This window comes from Acidovorax sp. SUPP3334 (assembly GCF_030159055.1).
Taxonomy (GTDB): Bacteria; Pseudomonadota; Gammaproteobacteria; order Burkholderiales; family Burkholderiaceae_C; genus Paracidovorax.
Genome location: NZ_BQXQ01000005.1, coordinates 64,452 through 83,324 on the forward strand (window position 1 = coordinate 64,452; position 18,873 = coordinate 83,324).

The 18,873-nt window shown below is 63.0% G+C and carries 9 protein-coding genes and 2 tRNA genes; 3 read left to right on the forward strand and 8 right to left on the reverse strand.

Annotated elements, in window-relative coordinates; all coding sequences use genetic code 11:
* The first annotated feature begins 267 nt into the window (after nt 1-267).
* Entirely contained in the window at nt 268-3,012 is a 2,745-nt protein-coding gene (locus AVHM3334_RS03815) for a DUF349 domain-containing protein (RefSeq protein WP_284409799.1), read from the forward strand.
* A 256-nt stretch (nt 3,013-3,268) separates the two neighbouring features.
* Here AVHM3334_RS03815 and AVHM3334_RS03820 read toward each other — a convergent pair.
* Together AVHM3334_RS03820 and AVHM3334_RS03825 are read right to left on the reverse strand one after the other, a co-directional pair.
* Nucleotides 3,269-3,353: transfer RNA gene (locus tag AVHM3334_RS03820), tRNA-Leu, on the reverse strand.
* Nucleotides 3,354-3,517: 164 nt separating this feature from the next.
* Nucleotides 3,518-3,602: transfer RNA gene (locus AVHM3334_RS03825), tRNA-Leu, on the reverse strand.
* Nucleotides 3,603-3,621: 19 nt separating this feature from the next.
* On the opposite strand from AVHM3334_RS03825, the gene rnr reads away from it, so the two are divergent.
* Both rnr and AVHM3334_RS03835 read left to right on the forward strand, forming a co-directional pair.
* A complete protein-coding gene (rnr, locus tag AVHM3334_RS03830) occupies nt 3,622-5,913 on the forward strand; it encodes a ribonuclease R (protein ID WP_284409800.1) in 2,292 nt (763 codons plus the stop codon).
* 39 nt (nt 5,914-5,952) lie between these two features.
* Entirely contained in the window at nt 5,953-6,708 is a 756-nt protein-coding gene (locus AVHM3334_RS03835; RefSeq protein ID WP_284409801.1) for an SDR family oxidoreductase, read from the forward strand.
* Between the two features lie 43 nt (nt 6,709-6,751).
* Here the strand turns inward: AVHM3334_RS03835 and AVHM3334_RS03840 are convergent, their stop codons facing one another.
* From AVHM3334_RS03840 to glgC, 6 genes are all read right to left on the reverse strand, one after another.
* Entirely contained in the window at nt 6,752-6,973 is a 222-nt protein-coding gene (locus AVHM3334_RS03840) for a hypothetical protein (RefSeq protein ID WP_284409802.1), read from the reverse strand.
* 138 nt (nt 6,974-7,111) lie between these two features.
* On the reverse strand, nt 7,112-8,569 hold the full coding sequence (glgA, locus tag AVHM3334_RS03845; protein WP_349816606.1) for a glycogen synthase GlgA: 1,458 nt from the start codon (nt 8,567-8,569) through the stop codon (nt 7,112-7,114).
* Entirely contained in the window at nt 8,566-13,545 is a 4,980-nt protein-coding gene (locus AVHM3334_RS03850) for a malto-oligosyltrehalose synthase (RefSeq protein WP_284409804.1), read from the reverse strand. The genes glgA and AVHM3334_RS03850 overlap by 4 nt, the downstream gene beginning before the upstream one ends.
* Complete coding sequence (gene treZ / locus AVHM3334_RS03855) at nt 13,542-15,359, reverse strand: malto-oligosyltrehalose trehalohydrolase (protein ID WP_284409806.1); 1,818 nt, start codon at nt 15,357-15,359, stop codon at nt 13,542-13,544. Before treZ ends, AVHM3334_RS03850 begins: the two co-directional genes overlap by 4 nt.
* Nucleotides 15,356-17,521, reverse strand: a complete 2,166-nt coding sequence (glgX, locus tag AVHM3334_RS03860) for a glycogen debranching protein GlgX (protein ID WP_284409808.1) — start codon at nt 17,519-17,521, stop codon at nt 15,356-15,358. Before glgX ends, treZ begins: the two co-directional genes overlap by 4 nt.
* Nucleotides 17,518-18,822 carry a glucose-1-phosphate adenylyltransferase gene (gene glgC, locus AVHM3334_RS03865; RefSeq protein WP_284409811.1) on the reverse strand — a complete coding sequence of 435 codons (1,305 nt, stop codon included), beginning with the start codon at nt 18,820-18,822 and terminating at the stop codon, nt 17,518-17,520. Before glgC ends, glgX begins: the two co-directional genes overlap by 4 nt.
* Between the last annotated feature and the right edge of the window lie 51 nt (nt 18,823-18,873).

The following is an 18,873-nucleotide window of genomic DNA, read 5'->3' on the forward strand; positions in this document are numbered from 1 at the left end:
GATGGGCTCGAGCGTAGAAACAAGCTTTTGCATTCCGAGAGGCCCCTGGGCTACAGTGCCGTATTGCAGTCGCGGCAGTGCGCCTCATATGCAAAGCGCTGGTGTTTTAACGAGGGCTCTGGCGCTCAAGTTGCGCTGGATAAATCGCACGGCACAGAGGTCTTGCCAAAACCGGGCGAAAATAGCCCGCCCTGTTTCCGGCGGCGTCGTCTGCGCTGCCATTAGGCGCTGGCTTCATCGGCCATGCCCCGTTTACCCACTGAATCCATGTTTCCTTTTTCTTCTCGCAACAAAATGTCTGACGCACCCGAAGTGAACCCGGCCCCGGCCAAGCACACCGAGCCGCATCCCCTGGATGCGCTGACGGGCGGCGCGTTTTCTGCCGCGACCTCGGGAGAAAGGGCGTCGCGAATCCGCGAATGGCTTCAGACGCAGCCAGCGCCCGAGCAATTGCAAGAGGTCTTCAAGGAGTTGAGTGGGCGTGACAAAGGGGCTGCCCGTGCCGTGCGCGAACGCCTCGACGAAATCCGACGCGCCAAGGGCCAGGAAGCCATCGCTGCGGAGTGGGCCGAAAAAGCGCAAGGCCTTTTGTCGGCCGGCAAGCTGAATATCGCCGATGCATTGGCATGGCAGCGTGACGCAGCCAAAGCTGGCGCGCCTTTGTCCCGCGAGCCGTTGGCTTCGCTCAAGTTGCAACTGGCTGAGCGCATGAAGGTGATTGAAGATCTGCAGCACCGCGTTCAGGTGCAGCGCGAGGCAGCGGTATTGCTCGCTCAGCGCATCGAAGTGCTGTCCACCAAGCCGTGGCGCGATGCCCAGGCCGCTTTGGAAGCCTTGCGTGTCGATGTGGACCGTTGGCAACAACAGGCCCAGGAGTTGACGGGCGACCCATCCTGGGCAAGCGTGGAGGCACGTTTTCCGCCGTTGCTGGATGCATCGCGCACCCAGTTGCTGGTGGTCTGGGATGCTTTTCAGCCCGCGGTGGCACAGGCTGTGGCGGCGGCACAAGACCCCGCTGCGGCGCTTCCGCCCGTACCGGTCTGGGCAGACGAACTGCGCGTAGCCCGTGGTCAGCCATCGGAAACTGCGGCGGCGCAGCAGGCTTCTGCCCGCCCGGCAGCACGTCCCAAGGTCGATCCCGAAGTTCGGGAAAAGGCGGGGCAGGCAGTGCGGGAAGCCTTGGGCAAGCTGGAGCGTGAAACGGCGGAGGGCCATGGCAAAGCCAGCGCTGGAGCCGCCGCTGCGCTGCGTGCGGTGCTCAAGACACATGGCAAGCACATCGATGCCGCTTTTGAGCAGCAGGTGCACACCGCGTTGGTGGCTGCCGGCGAACTCGAAGGCTGGCAGCGCTGGAGCGCGGACCAGGTCCGTGAAGACCTCGTTGCCCGTGCCGAAGGCCTGCTGCAACGCCCTGAAGGTCAGGCCCTGGGCGGCCGGAAGATGCAGGAGACCCTTCGCCAGTTGCGTGAGCAATGGAAGCAGGCGGATCAAGGCGGTCCTGCCAACCATGCGCTCTGGAAGAAATTCGACGAAGCCTGCAACGCCGCCCACAAGGTGGTCGAAGCATGGCTGGAAAAAGTGCGTGCCGACGCTGCCGAACACAAAGCGCAGCGTGTGGCGTTGATCGAAGAGGTCAAGGCCTGGACGGCAGCCCAGGCCAGTGCCGGTCAACCGGACTGGAAGGCCGTCAACCGAGCGCTCCATCAGTTCGGCGACCGCTGGCGCGACGGCGGGCACGTCAGCGAGAAGGTATTTACTGAACTGCAGCCTCAGTGGAAAGAGGCCATGTCTGCAGCCGCCGCTCCGCTGGAAACTGCGCAAAAAGACAGCTTGGCACGCCGCCATGCGTTGATTGACGAGGCAGTTGCCTTGGGGGCGACGCCTGCTTTGCGGGTCGATGCCGTCAAGGCTTTGCAACAACGTTGGCAGTCTGAGGCCCAATCGGTACCGCTGGACCGCAAGCATGAGCAAAAGCTTTGGGATGCGTTCCGTAAGCCCATTGACGAGGCTTTCAATCGCAAGTCGGCCGACAGAGACAAGATGGCTGGCGAAATCAGCGCGCGTGACCGTGTCGTGCTCGAAGCCTCCAAGGCGCTTGAAGAAGCCAACGCCAGTGGCGATGCACAAAAGATTCGCGCTGCCATGGCCGCTTTGGACGCTGCATTGCGCGGACAGGCTTTGGCGAACGAGGCCGCTGCTTCTGCGGCAGCAACGGCAGAGCCTCGGCCTGCCGTCTCTGCGGAAAGCGCGGCTGCTGGTCCGACGGACGCTGCTGCACCAGATGTGGAAGAGGGCAACGCCAACGTCGACCAAAGTGCTCCGGTGCCAGCCACCGCAGCGCCCAAACCTGCCCCCCGTCCCGTGGTGGCGGTGCGCGGCGATGACCGCCCTGGCATGAAGAAGGATGCACCGGCGGTGCCGGGTCGTCCTGGGCGTCCAGGTGACCGCAAGGATGGGCGCGGCCCGAGGGATGCGGGCCGAGGCGGTGATGCGCGTGGCGATCGATTCGGAGACCGTGGTGATCGTTTCTCCGAGCGGTCGGAGCCTCGTGGTCCCCGCCTGGGCGACAGCGCATTCCGTGCGCAACGCGAAGCGCTGGAGCACGCGCAATCCACTCTGCGCAAGCTGGCCGCTCAGGCGCATGGCGAAGCGCTCACTCAGCTGATCGCTGCGTGGCAAAAGCGCGACTCGGCGCAACTGCCCAGCACACAGGAATTGGGTGGGCAGGTCCAAGGAACCGTCCGCACCGCCTGGGCACAGGCGGTATCTGCTGCCCCACAGGGCGATGCGTCCGAAGCCTTGCTGCGCCTGGAAATGGCGGCCGAAGTACCGACGCCGGCCGAACAGCTACAGGCACGCCGTGCGATGCAATTGCAATTGCTCACTCGCCGCAACGATCCCACGCCCGTGCAGACCTGGGGCCAGGATGTTGCACGAGTGTTGGCGAGCCCAAGCGACGAATCCAGTGCTCGCCGGCTTCAAAATGCGTTGAAAGCTCTGCTGCGCAAGTAAGGGTTTAGAGGAAGGTGTCTACGCAGCTTCCGTGGCATTGATCTAAAGGCATTCATTTGCCTTTGGATCAATGCGAGCGCTGTGATGGGCGATCTTGGTAGTGGCGCTGGTTTGGCCCAGATATCAGGGCCCAGTCTATCGGTCTTGGCCGAAACGAATGGCCGGCTCGCGAACCATTTCTTCCAGAGAACTGGCATCCATTTTGGACAAAGGCCAAAAAAAAGCCGCTGTGATCACACAGCGGCTTTTTTAAATTTGGTGCCCAGGAGAGGACTCGAACCTCCACGATGTTACTCGCTAGTACCTGAAACTAGTGCGTCTACCAATTCCGCCACCTGGGCATTTCAGGAAAGACTGGGATTATAGTGTGATTTTTTGGAACTAAAACTGAGCGACGAAATTTTGTTGAATTGGTATGCGAGGCAGTAGGCAAAAGGCGCAAAAAAAAGCCGCTTCGAAAGAAGCGGCTTTTTTGTCCGAAAACCTTGCAGGTTATCGTTAAACTTGGTGCCCAGGAGAGGACTCGAACCTCCACGATGTTACTCGCTAGTACCTGAAACTAGTGCGTCTACCAATTCCGCCACCTGGGCATTTCAGGAAAGACTCAGATTGTATATCAAAAAATCGACCCCCGGCGCACCTGCTGCGCGCACCGAAGACGAGATCGAAGGCAGTGTGCAGGGGCATCGCGACGGACATGGGTTTGTGCTGCGAGATGACGGCGAATCCGATATCTATATTCCCCCCAACGAGATGCGGGCGGTCCTGCATAAAGACCGTGTGCGCGTGCGCATCGTTCGACAGGATCGTCGCGGCCGTCCGGAAGGGCGCGTGGTGGAAATCATCGAACGCCCGAATCAACCCATCATCGGGCGGCTGTTGCAGGAGAGCGGCGTCTGGCTCGTGGCTCCGGAAGACAAGCGGTATGGGCAGGATGTCCTGATACCCAAAGGTGCTACTGGCGCTGCAAAGCCGGGGCAGGTGGTGGTGGTCCAACTCACGGAACCGCCTGCATTGTTCGGGCAGCCGGTCGGGCGTATCACCGAAGTATTGGGCGAGGTGGACGACCCAGGCATGGAGATCGAGATCGCCGTGCGCAAGTACGGCGTGCCGCATGAGTTTTCAGCCGATGCACTGGCGCAGGCCAAGGTGCTGCCGGACAAGGTACGTGCCCAGGACAAGCGCAGCCGGGTCGATCTGACGGACGTGCCACTCGTAACCATCGACGGTGAGGATGCGCGCGACTTCGACGATGCGGTGTATTGCGAGCCCACCAAAGTCGGACGTGCCAAGGGATGGCGCCTGCTCGTCGCGATTGCCGACGTCAGTCACTATGTGGAGACCGGCAGTGCGATTGACATCGATGCGTACGACCGGGCCACGAGCGTGTACTTTCCGCGCCGTGTGATTCCGATGCTGCCCGAAAAGCTGTCTAACGGACTTTGCTCGCTGAACCCGGATGTCGAGCGCCTGTGCATGGTTTGCGACATGCTTATCACCGCCAAGGGCGATGTGCACGCGTACCAGTTCTATCCCGCGGTCATGTTCAGCCATGCGCGGTTCACCTACACCGAGGTGGCGGCCATCTTGGCCAACACGCGCGGGCCTGAGGCGACTAAACGCAAGGCACGGGTCAAAGACCTGCTCAACCTGCACGACGTATACCGGGCGCTGCTGGCCGCGCGCCATGTGCGCGGCGCGGTGGATTTTGAAACCACTGAAACGCAGATCATCTGCGACGACAACGGCCGCATCGAAAAGATCGTGCCTCGCACTCGCAACGATGCGCACCGCCTGATCGAAGAAGCCATGCTGGCGGCCAATGTGTGCAGCGCCGATTTCATCGCGCAAGGCGGTCAGCCGGGGCTTTTCCGCGTGCACGAAGGCCCGACTCCTGAAAAGCAGGAGATCTTGCGCAACTACCTGAAGGCGATGGGCGTGGGCATGACGATCGGCGACGATCCGAAACCCGGGGATTTCCAGGCGATCGCTGACGCCACCAAAGACCGGCCGGACGCGCAGCAGATTCACACGATGCTTCTGCGGTCCATGCAGCAAGCCATCTACACGCCGAGCAACAGCGGTCATTTCGGGCTCGCATTTGAGGCATACACCCATTTCACCAGCCCGATCCGCCGTTACCCGGATCTGCTGGTTCATCGGGTGATCAAGGCGATTCTCGGCAAGACCAAGTACCGGCTGCCGGCTTTGCCAACCCCCGGCGAAGCCCACGCCAAACTGGCCAAACGCTTGGCAGCACGGGTCGCCGCGCCGACCACGCAGCCACGCAAAGAGCCGCCCGTGGCCAGTCGTGAGACGCAGGCGTGGGAGGCCGCGGGACTGCATTGCAGTGCCAATGAGCGCCGCGCCGACGAGGCCAGCCGCGACGTCGAGGCCTGGCTCAAGTGCAAGTACATGCGCGAGCATCTGGGTGAGGAATACAGCGGAGTTGTCAGTGCTGCAACCAGCTTCGGGATCTTCGTGACGTTGGACGCGATGTACGTCGAAGGGCTTGTCCATATCACCGAACTGGGCGGCGAGTACTTCAAGTTCGATGAGGCCCGCCAGGAGCTGCGTGGCGAGCGCACCGGTATCCGCTATGCGATCGGCAGCCGAGTGAGGGTGCAGGTCAGCCGGGTGGACCTGGATGGCCGCAAGATCGATTTTCGGCTCGTTCGCGAGGGCGAAGACCTGGCATTGCCCCGCCCGACCAAGGGCAGGGCGACCACGGGTACAAACGGTTCGTCCGAAGGCCGTGGTGCGCATGCTGGCCCATCGACCGGTAAGAAATCATCGCCCCGCAGTGCATCGTCCGACGAACGATCGTCGCGTAAAGCGCCTTCCAAGCCCTCCGGCAAACGGGCTGGGCCATCCCCCAAAGGCCGAAAGTCCCGCCGATGAGGTCGGTCGTGCGATGTAAGCCAAGGTCAGGAACAGATGATGAGTAACGCTTCGAAAGTAGCCATCGTCACGGGTGGCGGATCCGGCATCGGCAAGGCCGCTGCCCTTGCGTTGCTCCGCGATGGCTGGAATGTAGTCTTGGCGGGGCGGCGCGAGTCGTTGCTCCGGGAAACCATTGCTGAAGCGGGCGTTGAAGATCGTGCCCTCGCAGTGCCTACCGATGTGGCCGATTACGAGGCAGTCCGTGCGCTTTTTGACCGGGCTGTGGAGGTGTTTGGCCGGGTGGACCTGCTCTTCAATAACGCCGGCGTCGGTGCGCCGGCGGTGCCTATCGATGAACTACCGCTGGAGCAATGGCACCGCGTCGTGGGGACCAACCTCAACGGCATGTTCTATTGCTTGCAACAAGCCTTTCGCGTGATGAAGGCGCAGCAGCCGCAGGGGGGGCGGATTATCAACAATGGTTCCATCTCTGCGCACACGCCACGACCGTTTTCCATCGCCTACACGGCCACCAAACATGCAGTGTCCGGATTGACCAAAACGGCTTCGCTGGATGGACGCCGATACGACATCGCCGTGGGGCAGATCGATATCGGCAATGCGGGCACCGAACTCGCTCAGCGCATGACCCAGGGTGTTCCTCAAGCCAATGGACAGATTGCTGCAGAGCCTTTGATGGACGTGAATATCGTCGGCACGTCGGTGCTCTTTATGGCTAATTTGCCCTTGGAAGCTAACGTCATGTTTCACACCGTCATGGCCACCAAGATGCCATTTGCGGGGCGAGGCTAGAAGATCCGAGCAGTGGTGTTGCTGGCTTCGGCCGGTAACTCTGTCAGGCAGCCGAAGGCAGCAGGGTGCTCGATGCGAAGTCGGAACAATGATTGCGGTGCCCGCTGCCCATGGCTGAGGGGGAGCCGCTGACGCCTTCCGTGCCGAGCGAAATCGGAATGGACTGCGCAGACAGGCGCGTGGAATCAGCGGCCGGGGTAGCAAGCCGTTGCTCAGAACTGCGCTCTTGGTACGTGGACAGGAAGGGCCAGGATTTACGGGTCATTTCTATCTCCTAGAAAAGTGCAGGGGGCCGAGGAACATATAGCGACTGGTGCCCGCTTTACCGTGGCACTTGACGAGTATTTCCTCCGTGCCTACTGTTTTTTGTAGGACAGAGCAGAACAATGCGCCGGCCAGCTTCTCAAGCTTGCAGCAACTGGGCGTAAAGCTCGGAATACGCCCTTGCGGAGGCTTCCCAGCCGAATTCCTTGCGCATTCCCGCGCGCTGCAGCGACTCCCAGGCGACAGGCGACTTCCACGCAGCGAGCGCGCGCTGCACTGCATCATCGAACATGTCCTGTCTTGGGGTTTGCATGACGAACCCGGTGCCATCTCCTTGGTCTGAGCCGGCATCCACCACCGAATCCGCAAGGCCGCCCGTTCGCGTGACGATAGGTGGCGTTCCATAGATTTGGCTGTACATCTGATTGAGCCCGCAAGGCTCGAAGCGGGATGGCATGAGAAAGCAATCCGCACCGGCTTCGATTTGATGGGCCAGAGACTCGTTGAAACCCAGGGTGACGCTGACATGCGCCGGGTGCCGTGCCTCAAGTTCGGCGAACCGTGCCTGCATTACGGCATCGCCACTGCCCAACACCACCAGCTGGGCGCCTTGCTCCAGCATGCGCTCCGCACCGGCAAGGATCAGATCCACACCTTTTTGATGGGTCAGCCGCCCTACCAGTCCAAACAGCATGCGGTTTTCCGACGCGTCCAGGCCGCACCTTTGTCGCAGCGCGGTTTTGTTCAGGGCTTTGCCCGACGGACTCTCCAAGCTGTAGGGCGCCGCGATGAGCGGATCGTTGGCAGGATCCCAAAGCGTGGTGTCAACACCGTTGAGAATGCCGTGCAGCACATGGGCACGCTCCCGCAATACCCCGTCGAGGCCAAAGCCAAGATCGGCGCCTTGAATTTCTCGCGCATAAGTCGGGCTGACGGTGGTGATGGCGTCTGCAAAGTTCAAACCCGCTTTGAGCATTGACATCTGTCCCCAGAATTCCAAACCATCCACGCCTCTGACTTCGGGCGAGATGTCCAGGGATTCGCAGGTGTGCATCGGAAAGACACCCTGGAATGCCAGGTTGTGAATGGTGATGAGGCTGCATGCAACGGTCGCTCCACCCGGGCCGGCATTGGCGCGTGCCTGCGCCAGATACAAAGGGGCGAGCCCGGTAGGCCAATCATTGGCATGCACGATGTCGGCTTGCCAAGCACACGGGGTGTGCGGCGTACCGATCAATGCTGCAACGCGGCTGAGCAGGCCGAAACGCATCGCGTTGTCCGAATGGTCTGCACCGTCCGGACTGCCATAAGGCGTGCCTGCACGCGCGTACAGTTGTGGACACGACAGCAAGTAAAGGATGAACCCATCGTCCTGACGCAGCTTGATCAACTGGGCCGCCGGCCAAGGGCCTTGAGGCGCAATCGCAAACAGCCCCACGATCTGGCCGGCAAGCACCATGTTCCCGTAAGCGGGCATCAGTAACGCAACGTCATGCCCCAGTGCGGCCAATGCGCGCGGCAGCGCAGCGCTCACATCACCCAGGCCGCCGGTTTTCACCAGCGGCGCGCATTCAGATGTCGCGAAAAGCACTTTCATTCGATGTCTTGCGGCACCAGTACCACGAAGGGAAGAGCGCCTCCCTGCGGTTGAGCCTCGCCCATGAGTGCTGCGATTTCGATGCCATCTTCTGCTTCGGCTGTCATCGTCGTGCCTGTCATCCAGTTTTTCCACCGGGCGATTTTCCCCAGCACTGGATGTGCCGATGCAATGGCGAAGCGGGTGCCCCGCCAACCCATTTCGGTCACGCCGTACAGCAGGCGTGAGCAGATCACCACAATGGCCTTGCCGTCACGAATGCGCGCGAAGGCGACCGCATGTTCGGCGCTCGGCCCTTCGATGGTCAACGGGAGGTAGGTGGAGCTCAAGAACAGATCCGGCATCTTCTGGCGCAATTGCAGCAGCCGCCAAGTCACCAATTGCTTCACTTGCGCATCAGGCACCGAAGACAGCATGTCCGTCCAAGTCTGTGCCGATGGATAGCCATGGGCGTACAGAGACTGCACGTTCTGCAAAGAGCGTTCCAGCACTTCGAAGTCCACAGGCCGTCGGTTGTCCGGGTCCACCAGGCTGAAATTCCATTGCTCGCAGCCTTGGTAGATGTCAGGCACGCCCGGCACCGTGAGTTTCAGCGCAAGCTGGCACAGACTGTTTTGAAAGCCATACGGCGCCACGGCCTGAACGAACTTCTCCAGTTCGCGCACGAAACGCTCGGTCGACAGAACCCCATCGACATAGCGATGCACAGCCGCTTCGTAGGCTTCGTTTGGAAAGAGCCAGTTCGTTGCCTGTTTTGCCTCGCGCATGGCCTTGACCATGTATTCCTTCACGCGTTCGCGCAGGCTGAGGCGCTCTTGCGCATCGGCCCCCCCAGCAGGCCAGATGCCGACCAGCGCCTGGTAAAGCGCCCAAAGATCATGCGCGCTCGGGACGGTGACGCCATCCACATCGCTACTGAAACGCGTGCCCAATTCGCGCAACTGGATGGCCGTGTCTTCCCACAGCGCCGGTATCTCGGACAGCACGTTCAAGCGCGCGCGCAGGTCTTCCGAACGTTTGCTGTCGTGGGTCGAGGTGGCCAGCAGACCGTGCGGCAGCCGCCGTGAACGTTGCAGATTGGCTTGGTGGAATGCGGCGCTCGAAAGGCCGAAACGCCGGGGTTCGGAACCGACATCGTTGAGCGACACCAAACGCACGTAGCGATAGAACGCGGTGTCCTCCACCGACTTGGCCATGACCGGAGCCGTGAACTGCTGCCAGCGACGCAGGAAAGCGCCTCGCAGTTCCGGCGCGTGCTGGCCTTCCGTCCCGACGAAGATGCCTTGCAGGTACGCCAGCACGCCGCCTTCTGCGGTACCCATGCGACGGCGCGCCGAAGCGATCGCCCATTCGATGTGCTGCCGATCCGTGTCGGACAGGCCCGTGCCGTCCGGCGCGATGTAGGTGCGGTAGACCGGGAAGACCGCCGCCACTTCCGTCAGTGCAATGCGCAACTGATTGCGGGTGAAGTCGCAGGTCTTGCGATCGGTGCGGCTGATGCGGTAGAGCGTGTCCGCCAGCCACCCCAGGTCGCTGAACAGCGAGGTTTCGATGATGTGCTTTTTGCACTCGTGCACCGCTTCTTCGAATTCCTTGCGGTCTCCGGTGAAGGCAGAGTACGCATCGTCGAAGGCGGCTTGCGATGCGGGCTCGACGAACAGCCCGTTGACCAGGCTGCTGAAGCGGTAACCCGTGGCTCCGTGCACCGGCCAATCCTGGGGAAGGGGCTCATGGTCCGCCAGGATCTTCTCGACGATGAGGTAAAGCGCACGCGGTTCGCGGCCCGCAGCACGCGCCAGCGAAGCATAGCGCCGCTGCAACCGCTCGAAATATTGCGCCGGATCGGCCAGGCCATCGGGGTGATCGATGCGCAACCCGGAGATCTTGCCCTCCGCCAGCCACCGGAAGATGCAGGCGTGCGTGGCCTCGAACACCGCGGGGTCTTCCATTCGCACGGCAGCCAGCGAATTGACATCGAAAAACCGGCGGTAGTTGATGTCGTCGCCCGCCACTCGCCAGTCCGCCAGCCGATAGGCTTGGTCGCGAAGCAGTTGGTCGAGGGCGTCGAAACTCTCCGAGGTTTCCTTGTGGCCGTTCCACTGCGTCAACAGCGCGTCGATCCACTGGCGCACCCAGGCATGCTCGGCGGCCAGTTCGGCGAGGCGGCGCTGATGCAGCGGCGCATCCCGTTGGCGCATTGCACGCTCGTTGTCGTCCACCGTGTTGCGCGATGGGAGATTGCCGAAGGCATCCACCAAGGACTGCATCTGCGCCAGGCTGTCCCCGTCGCGGTCGCCACCCGAGATGGGTGGCGCCACCGCGGCGAATATGCGCGCGTAATGCTGGGGATCAATGGGCAGGTCATGGTCCCAATAGCGCACGCTGAACCGGCCGCATTTCGGATCGAAAGCCAGTTGAAGCTCGCCGGATTCCAGCACCCGGCCGTAATGCCCGCCCAGCATGGGCAGCAGCACCCGCCCATGCATGTCGGGTGCCGCTGGCTCCCATTCGATGTCGAACGTGCCGGCGTGGGCCGAGGCGCGGCCATGCTCCAGTACGTCTTGCCACCAGGGATTGTTGGCGTCCAGCACGCCCATGTGGTTGGGAACGATGTCCAGCACTTGGCTGAGCCCATGCGCCTGCAGGGCTTCGCACAGGGCCGCGTGGGTCGCGTCGGTGCCGACCTCTGGGTTCAGGCGCGTCGGGTCCACCACGTTGTAGCCGTGGGTGCTGCCTGGCACGGCCTTCAAATAGGGCGAACTGTAGAGGTGGCTGATGCCCAAGGCATGGAGATAAGGGACGGCGCGCGTGACCTGCTCGAACGTGTTGCCTTCGTGGAACTGCACGCGGTAGGTGGCCAGCGGAATGTCTGCCGTATCGAGCGGCGGCAGCGCTTCGCTGAAGGGCAGGGCAGCTCCGCCGCGTTCGGTGCGCATGGCTGCTGCGATGGCGGAAAAACACGGATGTGTCGCCAGTTTTTCCAGTGGTACGCTGAGTCGCCGCCGCCAGTTGGGCTGCATGGCCTCTGTCGATCCTGGAACATTGACCTGCTCGAGCTGGCCAGTGACGTCTTCCAGTTGAATGGCGGCCAGCCAGCACGGAGTTCGCGCAAGATAGCGGTGGACCGCGGCGACGAAGTCTGCGTTGGCTTGCGGCACGGATTGCGGGTCGGCGGTGGCTCCTGAGGGAAGCAAGCCTTCTTCATTGAGTGCGATGAGCAGGCGTACCCGGTCCTGTGCGCGGTCCATGAGCGCCCGTGCATGCGCATCGGGGGCCGAGAGCCAGCCCAAACGCGATTGCACGTCGATGTCTTCCGCGGCCCAGAACCCACGCAGGGTCGGCAGATCGTGGGTGCTGACCACCGCCAGGGCCTGGTGCGGCCAATGGGCGGGCGCACGGAAGGCGCCGCCGTCCACACGTTCGAAAATCAAGGGGCGATAGGACAGCAGCGTGCGCTGCGCCATGGCTTCTCGCATCTGTGGCGCGACGTTGCCCAGGTCTTCTCCGATCACCAGGCATTGCTGGCGATGGCTTTCGATGGACATGATCGCCAGCAGTGCATCCAGCGGGTAGTAAACGTAGGTGCCACCGTCCGAACTGGTCCAGAACAGACGCATGAGCGCCATGACGTGGTCCATGCGAAGGGCGCCTGCAGGGCGCATGACGCTTTTCAGCAGCCTGCGCATCGGCAAGAAATGCGAGGCGGCCAGCGCGCACGGGTTCATCGGCGGCAAGCCCCAGTCCTGCCCCTGGTGGTTAAGGGGGTCCGGCGGCGCTCCGACCCGCATGCCGTGCGCATACAGCCCTTGGCCCGTCCAAGTTTCGGAGCCACCGTCGTTGGCGCCCACTGCCAGGTCGCAGTAGAGGCCGAGCGGCATCATGGCCCTGGCCCGCTGGCTGACCCGGTCCAACTGTTCATGCGCGAGCCATTGCAACCAGAACCGGTAATGCACCTGCTGGGAGTGTTCTTGCTCGAAAGCCTTCACTGCGGCGCCGTTCGGGTCCCGCATCGCCTCCGGCCATGCGGGCCATCCCCAAACGCCAGGGTCGATCGCGTGCAGGTGGCACTGGATCGCTTCGTACAGCGCGTGCTGCCCGAGCACATCGGCATGGCGATGCATGAACTCGCGAAAAGCCTCGGCACGCGGCGAGGCGGTTTCCCATTCGCTTCGCAGGAATTCATCCCACAGCAGGGACAGCATCTCCTGCTTGGCGGCAGTCACGTCGGCATAGCGCACTGCCTCCGAAGCCCGCAATGCGCCCAGGCGCTGTTGAAAGGCCGCATCGGAAAAAAGTGCCTGCGCGGACGTGCTGCGCATGAATTCAGGCACCGCGGCGATATCGATGAACAACGTGTTCAGTGCAAGTCGGCTGGACGGGCTATAGGGGCTCGCTGCCTCGGGCTGGTCTGTCCGCATCGCGTGCAGGGGGCTCAGTCCGACGAATGCGGCGCCCTGTCCGGCGGCGATGGATACCAGGTCTGCCAGGTCGGAGAAATCGCCGATGCCCCAGTTTCTTTCGGAGCGCAGCGAATAGAGTTGGGCGCTCAAACCCCACCAGCGTTCGCCTTGGCGCAGAGGTTCTGGCGACCAGCAATGCTCGGGAGCCACGATGACGAGGCGCTCTTTTGCAGAGCCTGCTGACTGGAGTGCGTAGTAGCCCATGTCCAGCGAGGCGGGCAGCCGTGCTGTCGTTCCCTGGCCTTCGCACACCAGGGTTCTCTCTTGCGTCTCGGCAGTGAGCAGGCGCCACCCGCCTTCGGCATCCAGCGGAGCATCGCTGGCGGTGCCATGCGTGACCACCACGGCGGAAGGCACGGCTGTGTTGTCCGCATGCTCGCCCATGGCATCCAGTGCACGCTCAATGACGGGTGACGGGACTTCCTGGTGTTCGCCCCAGAAACTCGTGTAATGCAGAGCAATGCCGGCAAGTTGCGCGCGCTGGCGCAAAGCTTCGCCGGAGATGGGGTCCGTCATGCGTTGGGCTCCAAGAGACACCAGCGTGCGGACCATGGGGCCCAGGTGGTGTCGTCGCTGTTCCAGTGGTGTGAAAACCGCAGGGTTCCAAGTGAATCGTCGGGCGCTGGGGCCGGGATGGGGCCATCACCAAGATTGATGTCCATCAGCCACTGCGCGCCGTCGTCGTATTGCCAACGCACCCGCAGGCCGTGGCTGCCCACCTGTTGAGCGCTATGGCCCCGGCGGGCGAGCCGGTCCAAGCGGGGGGTGAGCCAGGCTTCGCGCACGGCCAGCGCCTCGCGCATCAATGCCTGTCGTGCCTGGCCCTGTGGGCTATCGGCCTCTTTCCAGTCAAGACGGCTGCGCACGAACGTGCTTTCATCGCAAGGGTCGGGCAGTGTGCCGCCGGGCGGTACCTCATGGCCGAATTCCCGCAGGCGTCCCTTGCGGACGGCCTCTCGCAGTTCGCCCTGCCAATCGGCAAAGTAAAGAAAGGGCGTCGTCGCACCGAACTCGTCACCCATGAAGATCAACGGTGTGGCAGGGCCCAGCAACGTCAGCAGCAGTGCCAACTCCACCGCCGGGGCCGGCACCAGCTGTGTCAGTCGCTCACCGAAGGCCCGGTTGCCCACCTGGTCGTGGTTGCCGAAAAACTGAACCATGGTGGACAGGGGCTCCGGCCCTGCCGCCACCACTTGCCGCCTGCGCGCATGCTCATCGCGCTCGCTGTGCGCAAAGATGTAGCCGTTCGTCAGGGATCGCGCCACCAGCGCAAGGGGTTCGGTGCCGTAGTCGGCGTAGTAGCCTTTCGTCTCACCGGTCAGCAGCACGTGCAGCGCATGGTGGAAATCGTCATTCCATTGCGCGTCATAGCGTGCGGGTTTCGCACCAGGGGCCAGGTGTTCCGGCTGGTTCTTCTCGTTTTCGAGCACCAGATGGACCTGCCGGCCTGCGAATGCCGTGCGCACGCGCTGCGAGAGTTCCGCCAGAAAGCCCGGGTGGCTGTCGTCGATGATGGCATGCACTGCGTCGAGCCGAAGACCGTCGAAGCGGAATTCACCGATCCAGTACATCGCGTTGTGGATGAAGAATTCCCGAACCGCTTCACTCTGGTCGCCGTCGAAATTGATCGCAGCGCCCCAGGGGCTGGTGTGCTTTTCCGAAAAGAACTGGGGCGCGTAAAGCCCGAGGTAATTGCCGTCCGGACCGAAGTGGTTATAGACCACGTCCAGAAAGACCATCAGTCCGAGCGCATGCGCTTCGTCGATGAAGCGCTTGAGGTCGTCCGGCGTTCCGTAGTCGGGGTGCGGCGCGAACGGAAGCACGCCGTCATAACCCCAGCCGTAGTGGCCGCCGAAGCAGGCGAGTGGCATCAACTCCACGGCCGTGATGCCCAGCTCACGCAGGCGCGGCAATTGCTGAAGCGCCGCCGCCAACGTTCCTTGCGGCGTGAACGTGCCCACGTGCAATTCGTACAGAACCACTTCGCTCCATGGCATTCCCTGCCATGGCACCTGCCAGTCGAAATGGTGGGGATCGGTCACCTCGCTCGCCTCGTGCGGACCACCGGGATTGCTGCGCGATGCCGGGTCTGGAACCCGTGGGCCATCGTCCACTTGCCATTGGTACCGCGTGGCACCCGTAGCCTGTGCAATCTCGGCATGCCACCAGCCATCGTGGCGCGGCTGCGCGGCAACGGCAGCGCTCATTCCGCTGTCCGATGCGTCGTGGTGCAGAACCACTTGCCGGGCGGCGGGGGCCCACAACCTGAATTCGGCGCCACCACGGGAATCGAGCCGTGCGCCAAACGGCATGTCGTGCCGGTACTTCATGAAAGGCTGGCGCGAGAAGGGGCTGTCAATACGGCCATGGAATGCGGCTGCAGCGTCCACTGGCCGCCCGCCTGAATATCCTCGGCCTCCGGAGGCGGCACCTCGGCCGTGCGCGTGTCCACTTGCACGGACCAGACACGGCCTCGGTCATCTTGCGGCAAGGTAAACACCGCGTCCGCAGGCGTGGCGTTGAACAGGAGCATGACCGACTCACTGTCGCCGTGGCCTTCCATCAGTGCCGCCACACAGCGGACCTGGGGATCTTCCCATTCCTCCTGTGTCATGGGCAGGCCCCATACGCTGTGCCAGTTGAGGGCAACGCAGGCAGGGTGGCCGGTGGTGCCTGCCGGGTGCACGGCAGGGCGCAACACGGGCATGCGGCGCCGCAAGGCGAGCAATGCGCGGGTGAAGCCCATCAGGTCGGCTTCGCTCGTTGCCTGGTTCCAGTCGTACCAGGAAATCTCGCTGTCCTGGCAGTAGCCGTTGTTGCTGCCGTGCTGGGTGCGCGCCATTTCATCGCCGCCCAGCAGCAGTGGGGTGCCGTGGGAGACGAACAACGTGGCGATGAAGTTGCGCATCTGCCGTGCCCGGAGCGCTTGCACCGCAGGGTCGTCGGATGGGCCTTCGGCACCGCAGTTCCAACTGCGATTGTGGTTTTCACCGTCGCGGTTGTCTTCCTTGTTGGCCTCGTTGTGCTTCTCGTTGTAGCTCACGAGATCCGCCAGGCTGAAACCGTCGTGCACAGTGACGATGTTCACGCTGTCCGTGGGTGGGCGCTTTCTGGGTGCCAGCATGTCGGCACTGCCGCACAGGCAAGCTGCGAACGAGGGGAGGCTGCTGTCCGCATTGCGCCAGTAGTCGCGCACGGAATCGCGGTAGCGCCCGTTCCACTCCATCCAGCCGACCGGGAAGCCACCGACCTGATAGCCGTCGGGACCCAGGTCCCAAGGCTCGGCGATCAGCTTGACGCGCGACAGCACCGGGTCTTGCGCCACGGCGGCAAAGAAAGCCGCCCGGTGCGTGAAGGCTCCGGACGGGTCGCGTCCCATGGCGCAGGCGAGATCGAAGCGGAAACCATCCACCCGCATCTCCGTGACCCAGTAGCGCAGGCTGTCCAGAATCAGCCGCAGCGCCGCAGGGCTGCTGGTGTCCACGGTGTTGCCGGTGCCGGTGTAGTCCACGTAATAGCGGGGGTCTTCCGACAGGCGGTAATAGGCGGCGTTGTCGATGCCTTTGAAGCTGATGGTCGGCCCGAGGTGGTTGCCCTCGCCGGTGTGGTTGTAGACCACGTCCAGGATCACTTCCAGGCCAGCGGCGTGCAGGGCCTTGACCATGGCCTTGAACTCGTCCACGCCGCCATCGGCCGACGACGCGCTGTAGCGCGGCTCGGGGGCGAAAAAGGCGACGGTGTTGTAGCCCCAGTAATTGGTCAGGTCGTTGTCCACCAGGCGCTTGTCGTCCAGAAAAGCCTGCACTGGCAGCAGCTCGACGCTGGTCACGCCCAGCTGGCGCAGGTGCGCGATGGCCGCGTCGCTGGCCAGCCCGGCGTAGGTGCCGCGCAAAGGCTCGGGCACGCCGGGCATGGTTTGGGTGAAGCCCTTCACATGCACTTCGTAGAACACCGTGTCCTGCGGCGGGACGCGGGGCGGGGCATCGTCGCCCCAGTCGAAACGCGATTTGACGACCCGGCATTTGGGCGCCACCGCACCGTTGTCGACCGAGCTGGGTTGAAGGTCTTCTTCCTCCTGCCCCAACTCATAGGCGAACTGCTCGGCATGTCCGAGCACCGGCCGGTCGAGGGCCTGGGCGTAGGGGTCCAGAAGCAGCTTGGACGAATTGAAGCGCTGGCCGTTGGCAGGCTCGTAAGGGCCGTGCACACGCAGGCCGTACCGCTGCCCGACTTTCAAGCCCTTGACCAGACCGTGCCAGATGTCACGCGAAAGGCAAGGCAGCGTGATGCGCGCGGTCTCCTGGTCATCGTCGGAGAACAGGCACACCTCCACCTTCTCGGCGGACGGGGCGTACACGGCGAAGTTCACGCCGTGCCGGCTGGCCGTCGCTCCCTGCGGCCAGTGGCTGCCGGGTTCCACGGTGTAGCGAACTTTTCTGGATCGTGAGGCAGCGGCAGGGGCCGGGGAAGCATTCAACGCGTCTGCGCTCATGCGGCTACCTTCCGGTCGCTGTCGGTCGCAACGGGGGCCGGGGCGCGGGCGCGGCCGATGCTGGCGGTGCTGCTGCCCGCATCCTTTTGCGTGGTGAAGAACTGGCGCGGGACGACCACGATGCCGCTTTCGGTCACGTGGAAGCGCTTGCGGTCCTCTTCCAGGTTGAAGCCGATGCGTTCATGGGCCGGGATGTCGTTGTCCTGGTCGATGATGGCACGGCGCACCTGGGCGCCGCGGCCGATGCGGGAGCGCTCCATCACGATGCAGTGCTCCAGCCGCGCGTCGCGTTCGACGACGACCGAGCGGCGAAGCATGGCGTGATCCAGCGATGCGCCGTCCACAATGCTGCCCGAGCCCACCACGGAGCGGTGGATCACGCCGTTCTCGATCTGGGCGGATTCGGCCTGGTCGGGGCTGGCGTAGATGGGCCAATGGCGGTTGGTCATGCGAAAGCGCGGCGTGGCGCCCAGCGTATCGAAGTGGGCATCGAAGTATGAATCGATGGTGCCGACATCGCGCCAGTAGCCGTGCTCCTCATAGGGCTCGGTGCCGGGAATGGTGTTGGTGTCGAAGTCGTAGGCCATCAGGCGGTGGGATTTCAGCATCGTCGGCAGGATGTGCTTGCCGAAATCGCTGTGGCCGGTTTCGTGGGCCTGCTTCAGCGCGTCGAGCAGCACGTCGGCATTGAAGAGGTAGTTGCCCATGGATGCCAGCGCATGCGTCGAGCTGCCAGGCATGGGGTTGGCATGCTTCGGCTTTTCGACGAACTGGGTGATACGGTGGTTGTCGTCGGTTTCCACGATGCCGAACTGGTCGCACTGCGACAGCTTCACGGGCAGGGTGGCGACGCTGACGTGCGCGTTGTTGGCCACGTGGAAGTCAATCATCTGGCGCACATCCATGCGGTAGATGTGGTCTGCGCCGAACACGGCGACGATGTCGGGCCGGAAGGTTTCGATGAGGTGGATGTTCTGGTACACCGAGTCGGCCGTGCCCTGAAACCATTCGGGGCCATTGCGCATCTGCGGCGGCACCACGGTCACGAAATGCTCGGGAATGAATCGCGTCATCGTCCAGGACTGGCGGATGTGCTCGATGAGCGACTGCGACTTGTACTGGACCAGCAGGTAAATGGAGTAGATCTCCGAATTCACCAGGTTGGACAGGACGAAGTCCACGATGCGGTGCTTGCCGTTGAACGGCACGGCGGGCTTGCAGCGCTCGGCGGTCAGCGGGTGCAGGCGGGAGCCTTCACCGCCTGCCATGACGATGGCGAGAACATTTTTGGTGCGTGACATGGCGGGAACTCCCAAAGATCAGACGTGGAAAGGCGGGGTATGGCAAATCGG

Coding starts and splice junctions, on each gene's coding strand:
- glgA (WP_349816606.1), bottom strand. CDS start 8,569: ATGAAAGTGCTTTTCGCGACATCTGAATGCGCGCCGCTGGTGAAAACC.
- treZ (WP_284409806.1), bottom strand. CDS start 15,359: ATGAAGTACCGGCACGACATGCCGTTTGGCGCACGGCTCGATTCCCGT.
- AVHM3334_RS03840 (WP_284409802.1), bottom strand. CDS start 6,973: ATGACCCGTAAATCCTGGCCCTTCCTGTCCACGTACCAAGAGCGCAGT.
- glgC (WP_284409811.1), bottom strand. CDS start 18,822: ATGTCACGCACCAAAAATGTTCTCGCCATCGTCATGGCAGGCGGTGAA.
- AVHM3334_RS03835 (WP_284409801.1), top strand. CDS start 5,953: ATGAGTAACGCTTCGAAAGTAGCCATCGTCACGGGTGGCGGATCCGGC.
- glgX (WP_284409808.1), bottom strand. CDS start 17,521: ATGAGCGCAGACGCGTTGAATGCTTCCCCGGCCCCTGCCGCTGCCTCA.
- AVHM3334_RS03815 (WP_284409799.1), top strand. CDS start 268: ATGTTTCCTTTTTCTTCTCGCAACAAAATGTCTGACGCACCCGAAGTG.
- AVHM3334_RS03850 (WP_284409804.1), bottom strand. CDS start 13,545: ATGACGGACCCCATCTCCGGCGAAGCTTTGCGCCAGCGCGCGCAACTT.